At 62.5% G+C, this 14,804-nt stretch carries 18 protein-coding genes and 1 pseudogene; 12 read left to right on the top strand and 7 right to left on the bottom strand.

Annotated features, from left to right (window positions below):
• Positions 1–31 precede the first annotated feature (31 nt).
• The 7 genes from ACOGJC_RS06935 (at position 32) to ACOGJC_RS06905 (ending at position 4,849) form a co-directional block, all read left to right on the top strand.
• Positions 32–715 carry a GntR family transcriptional regulator gene (locus ACOGJC_RS06935; RefSeq protein ID WP_419847778.1) on the top strand — a complete coding sequence of 228 codons (684 nt, stop codon included), beginning with the start codon at positions 32–34 and terminating at the stop codon, positions 713–715.
• A complete protein-coding gene (locus ACOGJC_RS06930) occupies positions 712–1,584 on the top strand; it encodes a fumarylacetoacetate hydrolase family protein (protein ID WP_419847777.1) in 873 nt (290 codons plus the stop codon). Before ACOGJC_RS06935 ends, ACOGJC_RS06930 begins: the two co-directional genes overlap by 4 nt.
• On the top strand, positions 1,581–2,876 hold the full coding sequence (locus ACOGJC_RS06925) for an enolase C-terminal domain-like protein (protein WP_419847776.1): 1,296 nt from the start codon (positions 1,581–1,583) through the stop codon (positions 2,874–2,876). The genes ACOGJC_RS06930 and ACOGJC_RS06925 overlap by 4 nt, the downstream gene beginning before the upstream one ends.
• A gap of 21 nt (positions 2,877–2,897) precedes the next feature.
• The gene (locus ACOGJC_RS06920; RefSeq protein WP_419847775.1) at positions 2,898–3,077 is read left to right on the top strand and encodes a hypothetical protein; all 180 of its coding nucleotides are present in this window, start codon (positions 2,898–2,900) and stop codon (positions 3,075–3,077) included.
• Positions 3,078–3,414: 337 nt separating this feature from the next.
• Positions 3,415–4,104, top strand: a complete 690-nt coding sequence (locus ACOGJC_RS06915) for a FadR/GntR family transcriptional regulator (RefSeq protein WP_419847774.1) — start codon at positions 3,415–3,417, stop codon at positions 4,102–4,104.
• Positions 4,101–4,523, top strand: a complete 423-nt coding sequence (locus tag ACOGJC_RS06910; RefSeq protein ID WP_419847773.1) for an amidohydrolase family protein — start codon at positions 4,101–4,103, stop codon at positions 4,521–4,523. Before ACOGJC_RS06915 ends, ACOGJC_RS06910 begins: the two co-directional genes overlap by 4 nt.
• Positions 4,520–4,849: an L-rhamnose mutarotase gene (locus ACOGJC_RS06905; RefSeq protein WP_419847772.1), complete on the top strand. Its 330-nt coding sequence runs from the start codon at positions 4,520–4,522 to the stop codon at positions 4,847–4,849. The genes ACOGJC_RS06910 and ACOGJC_RS06905 overlap by 4 nt, the downstream gene beginning before the upstream one ends.
• Here ACOGJC_RS06905 and ACOGJC_RS06900 read toward each other — a convergent pair.
• A complete protein-coding gene (locus ACOGJC_RS06900) occupies positions 4,846–5,058 on the bottom strand; it encodes an amidase family protein (protein WP_419847771.1) in 213 nt (70 codons plus the stop codon). The two genes, ACOGJC_RS06905 and ACOGJC_RS06900, sit on opposite strands and share 4 nt — an antisense overlap.
• A gap of 132 nt (positions 5,059–5,190) precedes the next feature.
• Here ACOGJC_RS06900 and ACOGJC_RS06895 point away from each other — a divergent pair, with 132 nt between their 5' ends.
• The 5 genes from ACOGJC_RS06895 to ACOGJC_RS06875 all read left to right on the top strand — a co-directional run bounded on the left by ACOGJC_RS06895 (position 5,191) and on the right by ACOGJC_RS06875 (position 10,515).
• A complete protein-coding gene (locus tag ACOGJC_RS06895) occupies positions 5,191–5,460 on the top strand; it encodes a transposase family protein (RefSeq protein ID WP_419847770.1) in 270 nt (89 codons plus the stop codon).
• A gap of 365 nt (positions 5,461–5,825) precedes the next feature.
• On the top strand, positions 5,826–7,643 hold the full coding sequence (locus tag ACOGJC_RS06890; protein ID WP_419847769.1) for a sugar ABC transporter substrate-binding protein: 1,818 nt from the start codon (positions 5,826–5,828) through the stop codon (positions 7,641–7,643).
• A gap of 95 nt (positions 7,644–7,738) precedes the next feature.
• On the top strand, positions 7,739–8,644 hold the full coding sequence (locus ACOGJC_RS06885) for an ABC transporter permease (protein WP_419847768.1): 906 nt from the start codon (positions 7,739–7,741) through the stop codon (positions 8,642–8,644).
• Complete coding sequence (locus ACOGJC_RS06880) at positions 8,641–9,381, top strand: ATP-binding cassette domain-containing protein (protein WP_419847767.1); 741 nt, start codon at positions 8,641–8,643, stop codon at positions 9,379–9,381. The genes ACOGJC_RS06885 and ACOGJC_RS06880 overlap by 4 nt, the downstream gene beginning before the upstream one ends.
• Positions 9,382–9,615: 234 nt before the next feature.
• A complete protein-coding gene (locus ACOGJC_RS06875; RefSeq protein WP_419847766.1) occupies positions 9,616–10,515 on the top strand; it encodes an aldo/keto reductase in 900 nt (299 codons plus the stop codon).
• A gap of 138 nt (positions 10,516–10,653) precedes the next feature.
• Here ACOGJC_RS06875 and ACOGJC_RS06870 read toward each other — a convergent pair.
• The 6 genes and pseudogenes from ACOGJC_RS06870 to orn all read right to left on the bottom strand — a co-directional run.
• Positions 10,654–11,241, bottom strand: a pseudogene (locus ACOGJC_RS06870) (FadR/GntR family transcriptional regulator); the annotation flags it as partial.
• A gap of 70 nt (positions 11,242–11,311) precedes the next feature.
• Positions 11,312–11,707, bottom strand: coding sequence for an L-rhamnose mutarotase (locus ACOGJC_RS06865; protein WP_419847765.1), 396 nt, complete (start codon positions 11,705–11,707; stop codon positions 11,312–11,314).
• A gap of 143 nt (positions 11,708–11,850) precedes the next feature.
• The gene (locus ACOGJC_RS06860; protein ID WP_419847764.1) at positions 11,851–12,348 is read right to left on the bottom strand and encodes a TlpA family protein disulfide reductase; all 498 of its coding nucleotides are present in this window, start codon (positions 12,346–12,348) and stop codon (positions 11,851–11,853) included.
• Positions 12,348–12,686, bottom strand: a complete 339-nt coding sequence (locus tag ACOGJC_RS06855) for a WhiB family transcriptional regulator (protein ID WP_419847763.1) — start codon at positions 12,684–12,686, stop codon at positions 12,348–12,350. Before ACOGJC_RS06855 ends, ACOGJC_RS06860 begins: the two co-directional genes overlap by 1 nt.
• 379 nt (positions 12,687–13,065) lie before the next feature.
• Positions 13,066–14,142 carry an MBL fold metallo-hydrolase gene (locus tag ACOGJC_RS06850; RefSeq protein ID WP_419847762.1) on the bottom strand — a complete coding sequence of 359 codons (1,077 nt, stop codon included), beginning with the start codon at positions 14,140–14,142 and terminating at the stop codon, positions 13,066–13,068.
• Positions 14,139–14,714, bottom strand: a complete 576-nt coding sequence (gene orn / locus ACOGJC_RS06845; RefSeq protein ID WP_419847761.1) for an oligoribonuclease — start codon at positions 14,712–14,714, stop codon at positions 14,139–14,141. The genes ACOGJC_RS06850 and orn overlap by 4 nt, the downstream gene beginning before the upstream one ends.
• Positions 14,715–14,804: the final 90 nt, after the last annotated feature.

The following is a 14,804-nucleotide window of genomic DNA, read 5'->3' as shown; positions in this document are numbered from 1 at the left end:
TACACAACATAGATCCTATAGGATCTAGACCATGAAGGAAGAGGTTGGTGCTGTCGCGCCATGGCGGTTGAAGCGGGCGACGCTCGTGGACAGCGCCTATGACGCAATCCGGGCCCAGATCCTCGATCACTCCTTCGGTCCTAATGAGAAGCTTGGGATCGACGCGCTCGCAGACTCTTTCGGTGTGTCTCAGACGCCCGTGCGCGAAGCGCTTTCGCGGCTCGCCGCTGAGGGGCTAGCCGTCTATGTCTCGCTGGCCGGATATCGGGTGACGCCAATCCTCGACGCCAAGGGTTTCGATCGGTTGATGGAAGCGCGCTATGCGCTAGAGCCCCAGCTCGCAGCATTGGCGGCAGAGCGGGTCGACAGTGCCGAGATCGACGGGCTGCGCGAACTCGCCGTGTTGGCGGCGGGTTGGGAGAGAGGCGGCGACTACGACCGCTACCGGCATCACACAGATTGGGACCGTCGCTTTCATACAGCGATCGCCACGGCTGCGGACAATCCGTTTATGGCGGAGTCCCTGGCTGCGCTGCGCCCGCACCTGCACATCTACCGCCTCCATCACCCCTCGACCGGGATCGTGGATACGTCCGATGAGCATGTGGCAATCGTGGAGGCAATCGCCGAGGCCGACTCAGCGGCTGCGGCCAAAGCGATGCGCGCTCACCTTGACTCGTCCTATCACCGCCACGCCTTCGGCCTTACGACATGATGGATCTCCTCGCCGACGTGTCCGGTGGATTCGTCCGCGTTGGGCCAGATGGTCACGAGCGCCCCGCGTATTTTCACGAGGGCTCGCTGTATGAGCTCACTGCGGTCACGCAGGACGTAGACCCGAGCTTTCTGGCGAGCGGCACCATCGCGCAAGTGAGGGCGGCGGCTGTTGCGGGCGAACTCCCGGGTCTCGATGTCGGGCCTGGGGACCGACTCGGGCCTCCAGTGTGCGGGACGAGGTCACTTGTTTGTGTCGGCCTGAACTACCTCGACCACGCGCTGGAGTCCAGTATGGCTCCCCCCGACGAACCGATCCTGTTCTTCAAGGCGACCAATACCATCGTTGGTCCCAGTGACGACCTTGTCGTCCCGCCGGACTCAAGCAAGACGGATTGGGAGGTCGAACTCGCAGTCGTCATCGGCTCTGACGCGTGGCGTCTTCCCGACGAGGAAACGGCCCAAGCCGCGATCGCTGGCTACGCAATCTCCAACGATGTCTCCGAACGGGCCTATCAACTCGAGCGCGGTGGTCAGTGGGTCAAGGGCAAGTCGTGCCCAACGTTCAACCCTCTGGGCCCAGTGCTCGTTCCAGCATCCGACTTCGACCCCGCGGACAAGCACCTTCGGCTGTCAGTCGACGGCGAGCTGAAGCAAGCGAGCTCCACGACACAGATGATTTTCTCACCGAGATATCTGGTGTGGTACATCAGCCAGTTTCTCAAGCTGGAGCCGGGCGACATCATCAACACCGGCACTCCCTCCGGCGTCGGGCTGGGCCACACCCCGCCGCAGTATCTTCGTCCTGGCCACCAGATCGAGGTCCGTATCGAAGGGTTGGGAACTCAACGCACCGAGGTTGCCTCGTGACAACCGTGACCCGGGTGTGTGTGCGCGATCTGCGGTTCCCGACGAGCCGCTCGCTGATCGGGTCGGACGCCATGAATCCTGCCCCGGACTACTCGGCGGCGGCGCTCACCCTGGAGACCAGTGACACTGACTGGTCTGGCCACAGCTTTGTTTTCACCATCGGTCGCGGCAACAACGTGCAGGTGGCTGCGATCGAGGAAGCCGCACAACGATTCACCGGCCGCGACGCAGACGGTCTGTGCGCGGACCCAGCAGCGGCGATGCGGGAGCTGGCCTGGGACAGCCAGCTCCGGTGGCTTGGCCCCGACAAGGGTGTCATGCACATGGCGATCGGCGCCGTCGTGAACGCGATCTGGGACTTGCGATCGCGCCGCGCCGGAATACCGCTGTGGCGAGAGCTGTGCCAGCTCTCGCCGACTGAGGTCGTCGACCAGATCGACTGGACCTACCTGCGGGACTGTCTGGATCCGGGCGAAGCGCGCGAACTGCTTGAGGAGCAGGCCCCGCTTCGCGACTCGCGAAGAGCCTGCTTCGAACAACTGGGTCTCGCGGCATACACGACGTCACCAGGATGGCTCGGATACAGCGATGGCAAGCTGGAACGGCTGTGCGTTGAGGCCCGCGAGGCCGGCTTCTCGCTCGTGAAGCTAAAAGTCGGCGAGGATCTCGACTCGGACCTGCGCCGGCTGGAGATCGCCCGGCATGCGCTCGGCGCCAGCGTCGATATCGCTGTCGATGCCAACCAGCGCTGGGACGTCGAGACCGCCATCGCGTCGGTGAGGGCGTTCGCGGACTTCAACTTGCGGTGGGTTGAAGAGCCGACCCACCCCGACGACGTGTTGGGCCACGCGACGATCGCGCACGCCGTGGCCCCGACACCGATCGCGACCGGCGAGCACCTCGCAAACCCCGTGATGGCGAAGCAGCTCCTCGCTGCAGGCGGCGCATCAGTGTTGCAGATCGACGCGACACGGGTTGGCGGTGTGAACGACCTGTTGGCGCTGATCATGCTGGCTCGGAAGTCGAAGGTCGAAGTCATTCCACACGCCGGTGGAGTGGGTCTGTGCGAGGCCGTGCAGCACTTCGTCTACTTCAACGCGGTGTGCGTCGCCCACGATACCGCGCCACTCTCTCTGGAGTACGTGGATCATCTTCACGAGCACATGGCCGATCCGGTGACGGTTACAGGAGGTGCGTACCGACTCCCTACATCGCCGGGGAGTTCGAGCGAGTTCGTGGCCGGCGTCGAACGCCGGTATGGGTTTCCCGACGGAACGGAATGGATCTCGTGACCTGCGGCTGCGCGCGGAGCGATGAGCCCGGGAGAGGTTGATGTAGCACTGCGGCTCGCTGCGGCGGTTGGACTCGGCGCGCTGGTCGGGCTCGATCGGGGTCCTCGGCTGGAGGTGCGACTCCGTGTACTCCAATCTCTGGAGTGGTGGTCCCTGGGTTGGCTGCACATGGTCTTCATGGTGCACGAACTGCCGGCCTAGACCCGCAACCTCACCGCCCGGGTGATCAAGCGGCCCAAGATCCATGTTGCCGAAACAGGCCTCGCAGCCGCACCGATCAACGTCGACCCCGAGGCTCTGCGCTCAGCCACTGCGATAGCCGCCGACACCCTGCTGGAAACCTCGAGACAACCCGACGATCGGTAGATGGTCACCTACCCGCGCACGCTCTCAAAGATCGGATGATTGGTCTGAAGCAATCCGATCTACCTTAGATAATCCGATCTATGGGTGGTACTGTCCCCCTATGCCCGCACAGTCCCAACCCGACTTAGCTAATCCCAACGGTGCGTCTCCAACATCAACAACTGATCGGATCATGACCGCCATCGTCGGGATGATCTCAGATCAGCAGTTGAAGGTTGCCTCTCGAATTCCACGTGAGGCCGACCTCGCCAGCCAGCTTGGCGTCTCCAGAGGCTCGCTACGCGAGGCGGTACGAATCCTGGCCTATCTCGGCATCCTCGACGTGCGCGTGGGGGATGGTACGTACGTGACCGAACTCAACGGCGCCAACCTGCTGGGCGGACTCACCTTGATCGGTCAAGTAGCGAACGAGACGACCGTGCTGGAGATCTTCGAAATCCGAAGAATTCTCGAGTCAAGCGCAGCTGCTATCGCCGCGACACGGATTACCGACGAGCAACTTGAACATCTTGAAGGCTTGCTCGGGCAGCTCGCGGTCGAGGACGACCGCGAGCGCTTCGTCCACCTCGACATCTGCTTCCACGATGCCATCGTCGAGGCAACCGGCAACGTCGCCCTCCGCACACTCTGCTCAGGCCTCTCCGGCCAAACACAACGTGCCCGACTCATGAGAAGCCAGCACGTCGAGGGAATCCTGGATCGTTCCAGGTCAGAACACGCAGACATCTTCCGCTACATCGCTAGCGGTCGGCCGACCCTCGCAGCAGCCGCGGCGACATCTCACGTCGCGAACGTCGAGCACTGGCTTGGCCAGGAACTGGGAATAGCACTACCGTCAGCTCGACGGAGCCGGGATGCGTGAGAGGACACGGTGTAAGCCAGCGCCGCAGACAATCATCAAACGGGTCGCGCAGTTGCGGACCGAACCACCTGTCAAAACCGGACATCGGCAGTGCAAAATTCCGAAACTGGGAACACGAGATTGGTAACCTCGCCAAATCTCCGAACGTGTCATGCAAACTGTCGGGCCTCGTCACCCAAGCACAGTGGGAATCATGGACGGCTGATCAGCTCCGCCCGTACGCCTATATCGCGCTCGACGCCTTCGGTCCCGGGCGCGTGATGTTCGGTTCATACTGGCCGGTTTGTCTCGTCGCCGCATCCTACGACACCACCTTGCAACTAGCGCACGACCTCACCGATCCCCTCACCGGACCCGAGAAAGACATGGTCTTCGGCGGGACCGCCGCGCGCATCTACCGACTGGAGGCCCAGCCATGAGACGCTTTGGACAACTGATCCGCATAGACCCCTCTCGGATCAACGAGTACGCAGACCTCCATGAAGACATCTGGCCCGAAATCGTGTCGGCCCTGTGTGCGGCTGGGATCAGGAACTACTCCATCTACAGCCATGACGATTGGTTGTTCGGCTACTTCGAATACCACGGACCTGAAGACAAGTTCGACCAACGCATGGAAGAACTCGCCAAAGCCCCCCGCATGAACGAGTGGTGGACCATCATGGGCGACATGCAACGGCCGTTGCCCGACAGACAGCCCGGTGAGTTCTGGAAGGACATGCGCTGCGTCTTCAAGCTCGATTAGCACACATCCGTCAACCAAGGCATCGGCTTGACACCGCAATTCCCTGAAAGAGCCGATGACATCCGAATCGAGCCACCCTGGTCATCAAGAGATCGCCATACGACCCCGCCCGCAGTGACAAGGGCTCCAAATCCGCCGGAGTGACAGGGGTCCCTGATTTGGGTCCATGAGTTGTGGGTCTGATTCTTCGATGATGGGAGGATGACCACGATGAAGAGGAAGTGCTATACATCTGAGCAGGCGGTGCGTAAGCTGCGTGAGGGCGAGCGTCGTTTGAACGCTGGTGAGGAGTTGGGTTCGGTGCTGGGTCAGTTGGAGATCACCGAGTCGACCTGGAATCGGTGGCGCAGCACCTATGGCGGTATGAAGGCTGGCGGCGGGTCGTGCTGGTGGACCTGCCGGCGTTTGGCAGGCCGGTGCGGCTGGTGTGGCACAAGCGCCGCTGGAGATGCCCCCGCCAGGATTGCGGGGCTGGCTCGTTCACCGAGCAGAGTCCACAGATCGCGCCCGAGCGTGCGTTGCTGACGACGCGCGCGGCGCGGTGGGCGACGCGTCGCGCCGGGCGTGGGGAGGCGCTTGACGAGGTCCGCCGCCGCGTGCAGTCCCCCTGATTTCCGAAGCGCCACCAATCATCCGATCTTTTGTTGACAAGCTCTTATCTCATGGTTAATAATCCTGGATGTGTGTTCAAGGTCTCGTGTCTTGACGCTGCCCAGCGTCCTGGCCCGCGGGACGCTCAAGAGGGAGGATCTTGACAATGAGAACGGAACAGAGATGGCGGAGGTCGGCACGTCCGACTGGCTCAGTCAGAAGTGCTGCGCCAGTGGGCTGGCTACGAATGGTCGCTCTGCTCCTCGCAACGTTCGCGCTTGTTGCGTCGGCCTGTGGTGACGACACCACCGATTCGGAGGCCTCTGGCTCCGAAGGTTCAGAGGCTTCTGGCTCCGAAGGTGTTGCTGTGCCGTCGGCTGAGTGTGTGACTGAGGATTTGACGATTGGGTATGCGACGAAGTCGGCGACGAATCAGGCGTGGGTGATCATCAACGCCGGTGTGAATGCTGGTGCTGAGGGTGCTGGGGTCGAGCTGATTGAGGTTGGGCCTGCGAACGAGAACGACATCACCACGCAGATCCCGGTCATCGAGGATCTCATTAACCGTGGTGTTGATGCTTTGGCGATCGCGCCGACGGACTCTGCTGGTGTTGTTCCGTCTGTTGAGCGCGCCAATGATGCTGGGATCCCGGTGGTTGCTATTGACACCGCTATCGAGGGTGGGGACGTGGCGTCGCTTGTGGCGACGGACAACCTTGCGGCCGCAACTCAGCAGGCCGAGCTTGTCGGTGAGGCGATCGGCGGGTCGGGGGATGTCGTCTATGTGGCCGGCTCTCAGGCTCAGCAGACTGGTCGCGACCGCCAGATCGGCTTCGTTGACGGAATGGCTGCCGCCTATCCGAATGTGAACGTGTTGGTGGTCAGCACTGAATGGGATGCGACGGCGGCACAAAATGGCGTCCAGGATTTGCTCAACGCGAACCCCGACATCGCGGCGATTGCGCATGCGTGGGACGGCGCGACCATGGCGACTTTGCCTGTGGTTGAGTCGTTGGGCGTCGATCCGTTTATCGCCGGGTTCGACGGCGCACCGAACTCGATTGCAGCGCTGCTGCGAGGAGAGGTCGACCTGATCGTGGCTCAGAGCCTGTTCCAGATCGGCTTCGATGGGATCACCGCGGCGATTCGTGTGGCCTGCGGCGAGGACGTGGACGCCAACGTGAACACCGGCGCCGCGATTCTGACCGCTGACACCGTCGATGCCTTCATCGCTGAGAACCCGCCGGAGTTCGCCGAGTTCATCGCAGCCGAAGGTGTCGAAGGTGTTGCTGTGCCGTCGGCTGAGTGTGTGACTGAGGATTTGACGATTGGGTATGCGACGAAGTCGGCGACGAATCAGGCGTGGGTGATCATCAACGCCGGTGTGAATGCTGGTGCTGAGGGTGCTGGGGTCGAGCTGATTGAGGTTGGGCCTGCGAACGAGAACGACATCACCACGCAGATCCCGGTCATCGAGGATCTCATTAACCGTGGTGTTGATGCTTTGGCGATCGCGCCGACGGACTCTGCTGGTGTTGTTCCGTCTGTTGAGCGCGCCAATGATGCTGGGATCCCGGTGGTTGCTATTGACACCGCTATCGAGGGTGGGGACGTGGCGTCGCTTGTGGCGACGGACAACCTTGCGGCCGCAACTCAGCAGGCCGAGCTTGTCGGTGAGGCGATCGGCGGGTCGGGGGATGTCGTCTATGTGGCCGGCTCTCAGGCTCAGCAGACTGGTCGCGACCGCCAGATCGGCTTCGTTGACGGAATGGCTGCCGCCTATCCGAATGTGAACGTGTTGGTGGTCAGCACTGAATGGGATGCGACGGCGGCACAAAATGGCGTCCAGGATTTGCTCAACGCGAACCCCGACATCGCGGCGATTGCGCATGCGTGGGACGGCGCGACCATGGCGACTTTGCCTGTGGTTGAGTCGTTGGGCGTCGATCCGTTTATCGCCGGGTTCGACGGCGCACCGAACTCGATTGCAGCGCTGCTGCGAGGAGAGGTCGACCTGATCGTGGCTCAGAGCCTGTTCCAGATCGGCTTCGATGGGATCACCGCGGCGATTCGTGTGGCCTGCGGCGAGGACGTGGACGCCAACGTGAACACCGGCGCCGCGATTCTGACCGCTGACACCGTCGATGCCTTCATCGCTGAGAACCCGCCGGAGTTCGCCGAGTTCATCGCAGCCGAAGGCTAGGTAGAATGCCGCTCATTCCCCTCGGAGCGGAATCGGCGCTCCGTGGCGGGGGCAGGCTGCACCTAGGCGGCCTGCCCCCGTACACGGGGGCGGTGATGGGGACGTTGTTGCTTGGTGCCTACGCGTCGATCACGAACGAGTTTTTTCTGACTTCTCGCAACCTTCTGACGGTGCTAGCGCAGGTTTCGATTGTGGCCATCATGGCCGCGGGCGCTGCGCTCGTGATCATCACGAAGGGCATCGATCTCGCGGTCGCTGCAATCGGTGCACTAGCTGGCACCTTGGCTGGTATCGCCACAGTGGAGTGGGGCTGGAATGGTTGGTTCGCCATAGCGTTCGCGCTCGCGGTTGGCTCGCTCGCCGGCTGGTCGCAAGGCATGCTGATCGCATACGGCGGCCTGCCGGCATTCATTGTCACCCTAGGTGGACTGTCGGCTTGGCGCGGGCTCGCCAACCATTTGACGGGCGGCATCGCCAACACCGGCATGGCCAGTGAGATCGAGTTCATTGGCCGCGGGAAGCTGGTCGGCGATCTCGAGTTCCCGATCGTGTTGACCGCAGCGGTCTATGCGGGGCTGTGGGTGCTGTTGAATCGGCGGGTCTTCGGCTCGCATCTCTATGCGCTGGGGGGAAACGAGTCCGCTGCCGAGAACGTAGGTGTGCCGGTTCAACGGCTGAAGACAACGGCCTATGTTTTGGCTGGTGCATTGGCCGGTCTAGGTGCTCTGATACAGATCGGTCGGCTTGATTCGGCGAACGGCAGCATCATGGTCGGCCTCGAACTCGAGGTGATTGCCGCCGTGGTTATCGGGGGAATCTCGCTGTTCGGCGGGGAGGGCAGCATTCTCGGCGCCTTTTACGGTGCCCTGTTCATCCGCGTCATCCGGAACTGGATGAACCTGGAGGGTTACTCCTCATTCATCCAGTCGATCGTTGTCGGGGTTGTGATCGTGTCCGCGGTGCTGATCGATCAGTTGCGGAAGCGAGCAACCCAGCAATGAGCGAACTCCTTCGCCTCGACGCGATTAGCAAGTCCTTTGGCGGGTTGCACGCTCTCAGCGACGTGACGTTCAACCTGCGCGAGGGCGAAGTGCTAGCCCTTGTCGGAGATAACGGGGCCGGCAAATCCACCCTCATGAAGATTGTGGCCGGAGTGCATGCGCCTACGAGTGGGCGCCTCTACTTTGAAGGAGACCAGGTGGTGCTCAACCGGCCGGCCGAGGCACGTGTCCTTGGCATCGAAACGGTCTTCCAGGACCTTGCGCTCGTAGAGACGCAGGACACGACGACCAACATGTTCCTGGGGCGGGAGGAGACAACCAGGTTCGGATTTCTTGACAAGAAGACGATGCGAGAACAAGCGGGGGAGATCCTGGCTCAAGTCTCCATCAACGTCCCGTCGCCACGAGCACTTGTCCGACGTCTTTCGGGAGGCCAGCGCCAGGCCGTTGCCATTGGTCGAGCTACCGCGTTCGGCGCTCGTGTCCTTCTCATGGACGAACCCACTGCGGCGTTAGGCGTCCAGGAGACCGACAAGGTCTTGGAGATGGTCCGTGACTTGCGTCGTGCAGGGATCACCGTTGTCATCGTGAGCCACAGCCTCGACCAGGTTCTCGACATCTCGGATCGGGTGGCCGTGCTTCGCCGCGGACGCTTGGTTGACATCGTGGCCACGGAGAAGTCATCTGGCTCGGAACTCGTTGGGCTGATCACTGGTGCCACCGACGGCAAACGATGATCTGTCGATACCGGCGCCAACCCAGGACGTGGCTCCCGCTTCTTGCAGTCCGAGTGGGAGAGCGGACGCTACTCCAACGTCGGTTGAGCTCCCCGGGCTCTGGGACCGTCATCACATCTAGCAGCAGTGCAGTGCCTGCGCAGGTGGATTCCCCTCTTTGATGACTGACCCGAGAACGGGACGACTCCAGCCTGCGCCGCCATGATGCCGCGGCGCAGGCTGGAGGGTACCGACTTGGATTTGCCCGTCGTCGGCTTCGGCTCAGCCCCGCTCGGCGGCGAGTACGGGGCCATCGGTGAAAGCGAGGGGGTTCGGGCGGTGCGGGCCTCCCTAGAGGCGGGGGTCAATTTCTTCGACACCTCTCCGTACTACGGGCGCACCTTGTCGGAGTCCCGCCTCGGCCGGGCGCTGGCCGGTGTTCGCGGCGATACCGTCATCAGCACCAAGGCCGGACGCTACGGCCAGCATCAACAGGATGGCTTCGACTTCTCCTATGCCCGGATAACAGCCTCCATCGACGAGAGCCTGAGCCGGCTGCGCACCGACTACGTAGACATCCTGTTCCTCCACGACATTGAGTTTGGGAAGGCATCGGCCATCTTTGACGAAGCCCTGCCCGCGCTGGCCGATGTCAAGAAATCGGGCAAGGCACGATTCGTGGGAGTATCGGGCTACCCGCTGGATGTGCTCGCAGAGGTGGTCGAGACTGGTGCCATCGACGTGGTCCTCAGTTACTGCCACGGCGACCTCCTAGACGGCTCGATCGCCGACTCGCTGATCCTGTCGGCCCGGGCCCACGGCTGCGGGGTGGTGTCCGCCTCGCCGCTGCACATGGGTCTGCTGAGCCCGGCGGGGCCACCGCCATGGCATCCGGCGAGTCTGGAACGGAGAAGGGCAGCTCGGGCGCTGATCGACCGTTGCGATGCCCTCGGGGTATCGGTGGTCGCGGCTGCGCTCAGCTACTCCATTGGGATCGACGGTGTCGCGTCAGTTCTGGTGGGCATCAGCAACCCCACCGAGCTCGCCGCGGTGGTCGCCGCGGTGCGCGAGCCGGTCGACCGCGCCGTCCTCGACGATCTCGTGGCGACGAGGATCCCCGTCGGCGGCAAGCCGTGGGCTTCGGGCATCCGGTGATGGCCCAACAGTGGCGGAGTCTGCTGTTGCCGGATCAGCGGTCGGCGGGTCGATGTGTGGCAGCTTGTCAGGGCAGTCATCGGCTGCGGCTGCATAAAGCTCCTGTCGCAGCCAATACTCCACGTTGGCGATGTGCGACGTCGCGGCAGCCGCGGCCAAGACCGGTTCTCGATCCTTGATATGGCGGAAGATGTCGTTGTGTTCGACGGTCGTCCGGGCCAGGTTCTCTTCGGAGTTCTGAGCTCTCACTAGGCGGGCCCTTTGCGTTCGGGCCGAGAACGAGGCGCAGAGCATTCGCAGAGACACGTTGCCGGTAGCGGCCGCAATCAGATCATGAAACTGGATGTCGAGCTGGACGAACCGGTCGCTGTCAGTCTCGGCCTGTAGTTCGTTTACGAGATTTTCGAGTTCCGCGAGCTGCTCCTCGGTGATTCGGGATGCGGCCATAGCCGTTGCCGCTGGCTCCAGGATGCGACGGATCTCAAATGTCTCCAGAGCGGTCTTCTCGTTGGCCACCTTGCCGAGCAGGTCAAACCCCCGCAGCAGACTGGTACCGTCGAGATCGGTGACATAGGTGCCGTCGCCCACTCGTACATCAACGATCCCGAGATGGGCCAGAACCCGCATTGCCTCGCGCAGCGAGCCTCTCGACACCCCCATCAGCTCGGCTAGCTCGCCCTCGGGCGGCAGGCGGGTCGCGGGGGCCAGTTCGCCCGCTCCGATCATGGCGACGATCCCGCCGATTGTCCGATCGGTGGCTGAGTGGCTGTCCTCAGACCTTTCCTCCGCCATGTTCTCAGTCATGGTGGAACACTTCGGTCATCGACGCCCAGGGACGAGGACCGTCATGGCCGTGGACTGGTTGCTGGCACGGATCGGTCAGCTTCCACCATTCCCTCGTGGTGGGGTCTGCCATCATCTTGGCGTTGTCGGCATTCCAGTCGTGTCCGGCGTACTCGAAGCAGGCGAACAGCAGTCCGTCTCTCTCGAAAATCGAGTAGTTCTTGATGTTGCAATCGCTGATCATGGTGCGCACTGCGGGCCATACCGCCTCATGGAGCGCGATGTAGTCATCTCTGTGCTGGGGCAGCAGGCGCACAACCTGCCCCACTCGAGCGACAGAGCCGTCGGTCTCCCGGCCCGGCGAGCTCGGGAGGCCTCCCTCATCAGAGCCGGTAGAATCTGGACGCATTGCGGTTGAAGACCTCCTCGTGGTGGTCGACGGGAACCGTAGAGGGGCAACGCTAACGCAGCTTGACGGCGGAAAGCGGTCGCGCGCAACGGCTTCAACGAGTCTGGATGACTTCGAGCGCTGTTCGGATGCAGAACATCTGGTTACGAGGTCAGATGGGTGTTTATGTGCTCGGTGATCTGGTCGGCGGTCAGGCCACCGGTGTGCTTATAGGCGACTTCGCCGTTGGGGGAGATGAACAGCGTGGTGGGCATGCCCAGAATCTCAAAGGCGTTCCCGATTGCCGAGTTGGGGTCCATACCGGTGGGGTAGGTAACCCCGGTGTCGGCCACGATCTCCCGGGCTCTGGTGGGGGTGTCGTTGTAGGCCAGGCCGACGAATGCCACATCGGAGCGATGCTGGCTGATGGATTCCAGGGCAGGCATCTCGGCTACGCACGGCGTACACCACGAAGCGAAGAAGTTGAGCACTACCGGACGGTCGAGAAAGTCCTCGACGGTGGCGGTGCCCCCGCCGAGCAGCTCAAACTCGATTTCAGTTGCCTGGACATCGTCGCCGGCTCCCGATCCACAGGAGCCGGCGACGACGGCGAACAGCGCTACGGCGACCGCCATCGCCGCCCGGCGGTTCCGCCCGGCCATCAGGCCGAGCGGAGTCGCTCACGCAGGTGTACGGGCACCGGCACCTGGACGAACTCGTCCTCGGGACGGGGCACCTTGGCCGGACGACCCCGACGGCGCTTGCTGGTCAGCACCCTGCCGTTGCGGAACAACTGGCCGCCCCACACGCCCCACGGCTCGCGGCGAGCGATGGCGCCCTCCAGGCACTCGGCCATGACCGGGCACTCGGCGCAGATGGCCTTGGCCCGAGAGATGTTCTGGAGCTCGTCGGAGAAGAAGATCTCCCCTAGCGAGGCGTCGATGGTGCGGCACGCGGCGTCCAAGCGCCACGGTGCGTTTTCAAAGAGCAGTGCCTCCATGTTGTTCTCCTTTCGGGGGTCTTCGGTTGGGTGCTTTCAACTGGTTGTTCGAGTGGTGGTTACAAACTGAAAAGGCCGCCGGATTTTTCCGGCGGCCTCGGTAGGTATTTGATCCTTGTAGGTGCTCTACGTGGATCCTCCCCGAGGCCTTGTGCCGGCAGTCTTGTGACCAAACACACATGGTGTGGGGTTGGCCGGCCAATAGGTCTGGTGAATTTGGGCCATGTCAGCCACCGCTACGCGCGCGGCACGGCTTGAGCAGCCGATGGCGAGATAGCTCGTGGCGAACATGTGCACTACTCAACAGTGTATTGAGCGCGATGTCAACTTATTTGGGCATCAATTTTCTCGGATTTTGCCCAAAGGGCCGACGCAGCCGCTACAGGCCCGGCTTCAGCTCAAACGTCACCAGGCCGTCGGGCGTGACGTCTTGGCGAGCTTCGCCGATCACCTTGAGGTGTACAAGATGGGCGAATGTCTCGCTGGCGGCCATGTCGCCCCACGCCCGCTCGCTGAACAGCACTCGCATGAAATCCTCGACGGTTGCCTGGCCCAGCTGGTTGCTGGCATGGCGGAGCACGTTCAGCCGGTCGTGGTGGTGGTCGCAGATGTCGTCGGCTCGCGCGCCGATGTCGGAGAACGGGTGGCCGTGGGCAGGAAGGGCAAGGGTGGTGCCCTCCAATTTCTTCATGCGCTCAAGCGAGTCGAAAAACTCGGCGAGCGAGTCATCGGTATCGCTACGGCCGCCGATGTGGGGGGTGATGGTGGGCAAAACGTGATCGCCGGAGAACACTGCGCCGTGTTCAGGGTCGTACAGACACAGGTGGTCGCCGGTGTGGCCGGGGGTGTGCAAGGCAATCCACTCCCGCCGGGCGAAGCTCACTATCTCGCTGTCCACCACTTTGACTGTCGGCTTGGGAGTCTGGAACCAGCGGGCGTGGAAATCGTCCTTGGCCCGGAATCGTTGGATGTGCTCCCGACTTGGTGGAGTTCGCACCGTGCCCCAGGGGGTGCGCTGGCTGAAGCTCTTCTCTATTCGCTCCAAAATCTCCTCTTCAGAAGCATTGCCCTCGACATCGTGCTCTTCCCTGGCCTCACTGCGTTCCCAGATGGGGCGGAAGCTCTCGTGGGTCAAGATGTCGGCCCCGGCCTCCTCCTTGAGCCGCTCGGCACCGCCGAAGTGGTCGAAGTGGGAGTGGGTGATGATGGCGGTGTGGACATCGCCGATCTTGTAGCCGGCCCGGCCCAGTCGGTCGACCAGGGCGTTCCAAGAATCGGGGCCGGGAAGACCGGGGTCGACTACCGCGATGCCTCGCTCGTCTTCCATCACGTAGCAGTTCACGTGCCCCAGCCCGGGCAGGTTCACCGGCAACATGGTGCGCAGCACCCCGGGGACGACCTCAGTGATCTCGGTAGTGGCTTCTTCCTGCTCCTGCTTGCGAGGGCGCTCGCTCATGCACCTGCCTCCGTGGTAACGGAAGAATCTGCCTCCGTGGGAACCAAAAGAAACGTGTCCCGGTAATGGCGCAGCTCATCGAGGCTCTCGCGGATGTCGTCGAGGGCGCGATGGCCTTTGGCCTTCTTGGGCGCCTGCCGGAAGGCCACCGCGTTCCACCGTCGGGCTAGTTCTTTGACGGTGGAGACGTCGATGGAGCGATAGTGCAAGAAGTTCTCCACCTCGGGGAGCTGAGCGGCCAAAAAGCGGCGGTCCACACCGATGGAGTTGCCGCACAGTGGCACGGTGCGGGGCTTGTCGATGTGTTCTTTGAGGAAGGCCAGAGTCATCTCGCCGGCGGCCTCCAGACTGAGCGTAGATGCCCTGATCTCGTCGAGCAGCCCGCTCTTGGTATGCATCTCCACCACAACGTCTTGCATTGATGCCAAGGATTCTGGAGAGGCCGAAACCACCAGGTCAGGCCCTTCTGCCACCAAATCCAGGTTGTCATCGGTGATGAGGGTGGCGATTTCCACGATCACATCGCTGGCCGGGTCCAACCCCGTCATCTCCAGGTCCATCCAAGCCAGCATGGTGAATTGACCCTAGAGCCTTGTGGGGAGAAAACCTGAGTCGGCGGGTAATCGGATCGGATCGGGGGAACTGTCTGCTCAAGCCAGGTA

It is taken from the genome of Candidatus Poriferisocius sp. (genome assembly GCF_965204015.1).
GTDB lineage: Bacteria > Actinomycetota > Acidimicrobiia > Acidimicrobiales > Bin134 > Poriferisocius.
Note: the sequence above shows the minus strand (reverse complement) of the source record. Positions and strands in the feature narration are given on the sequence as shown.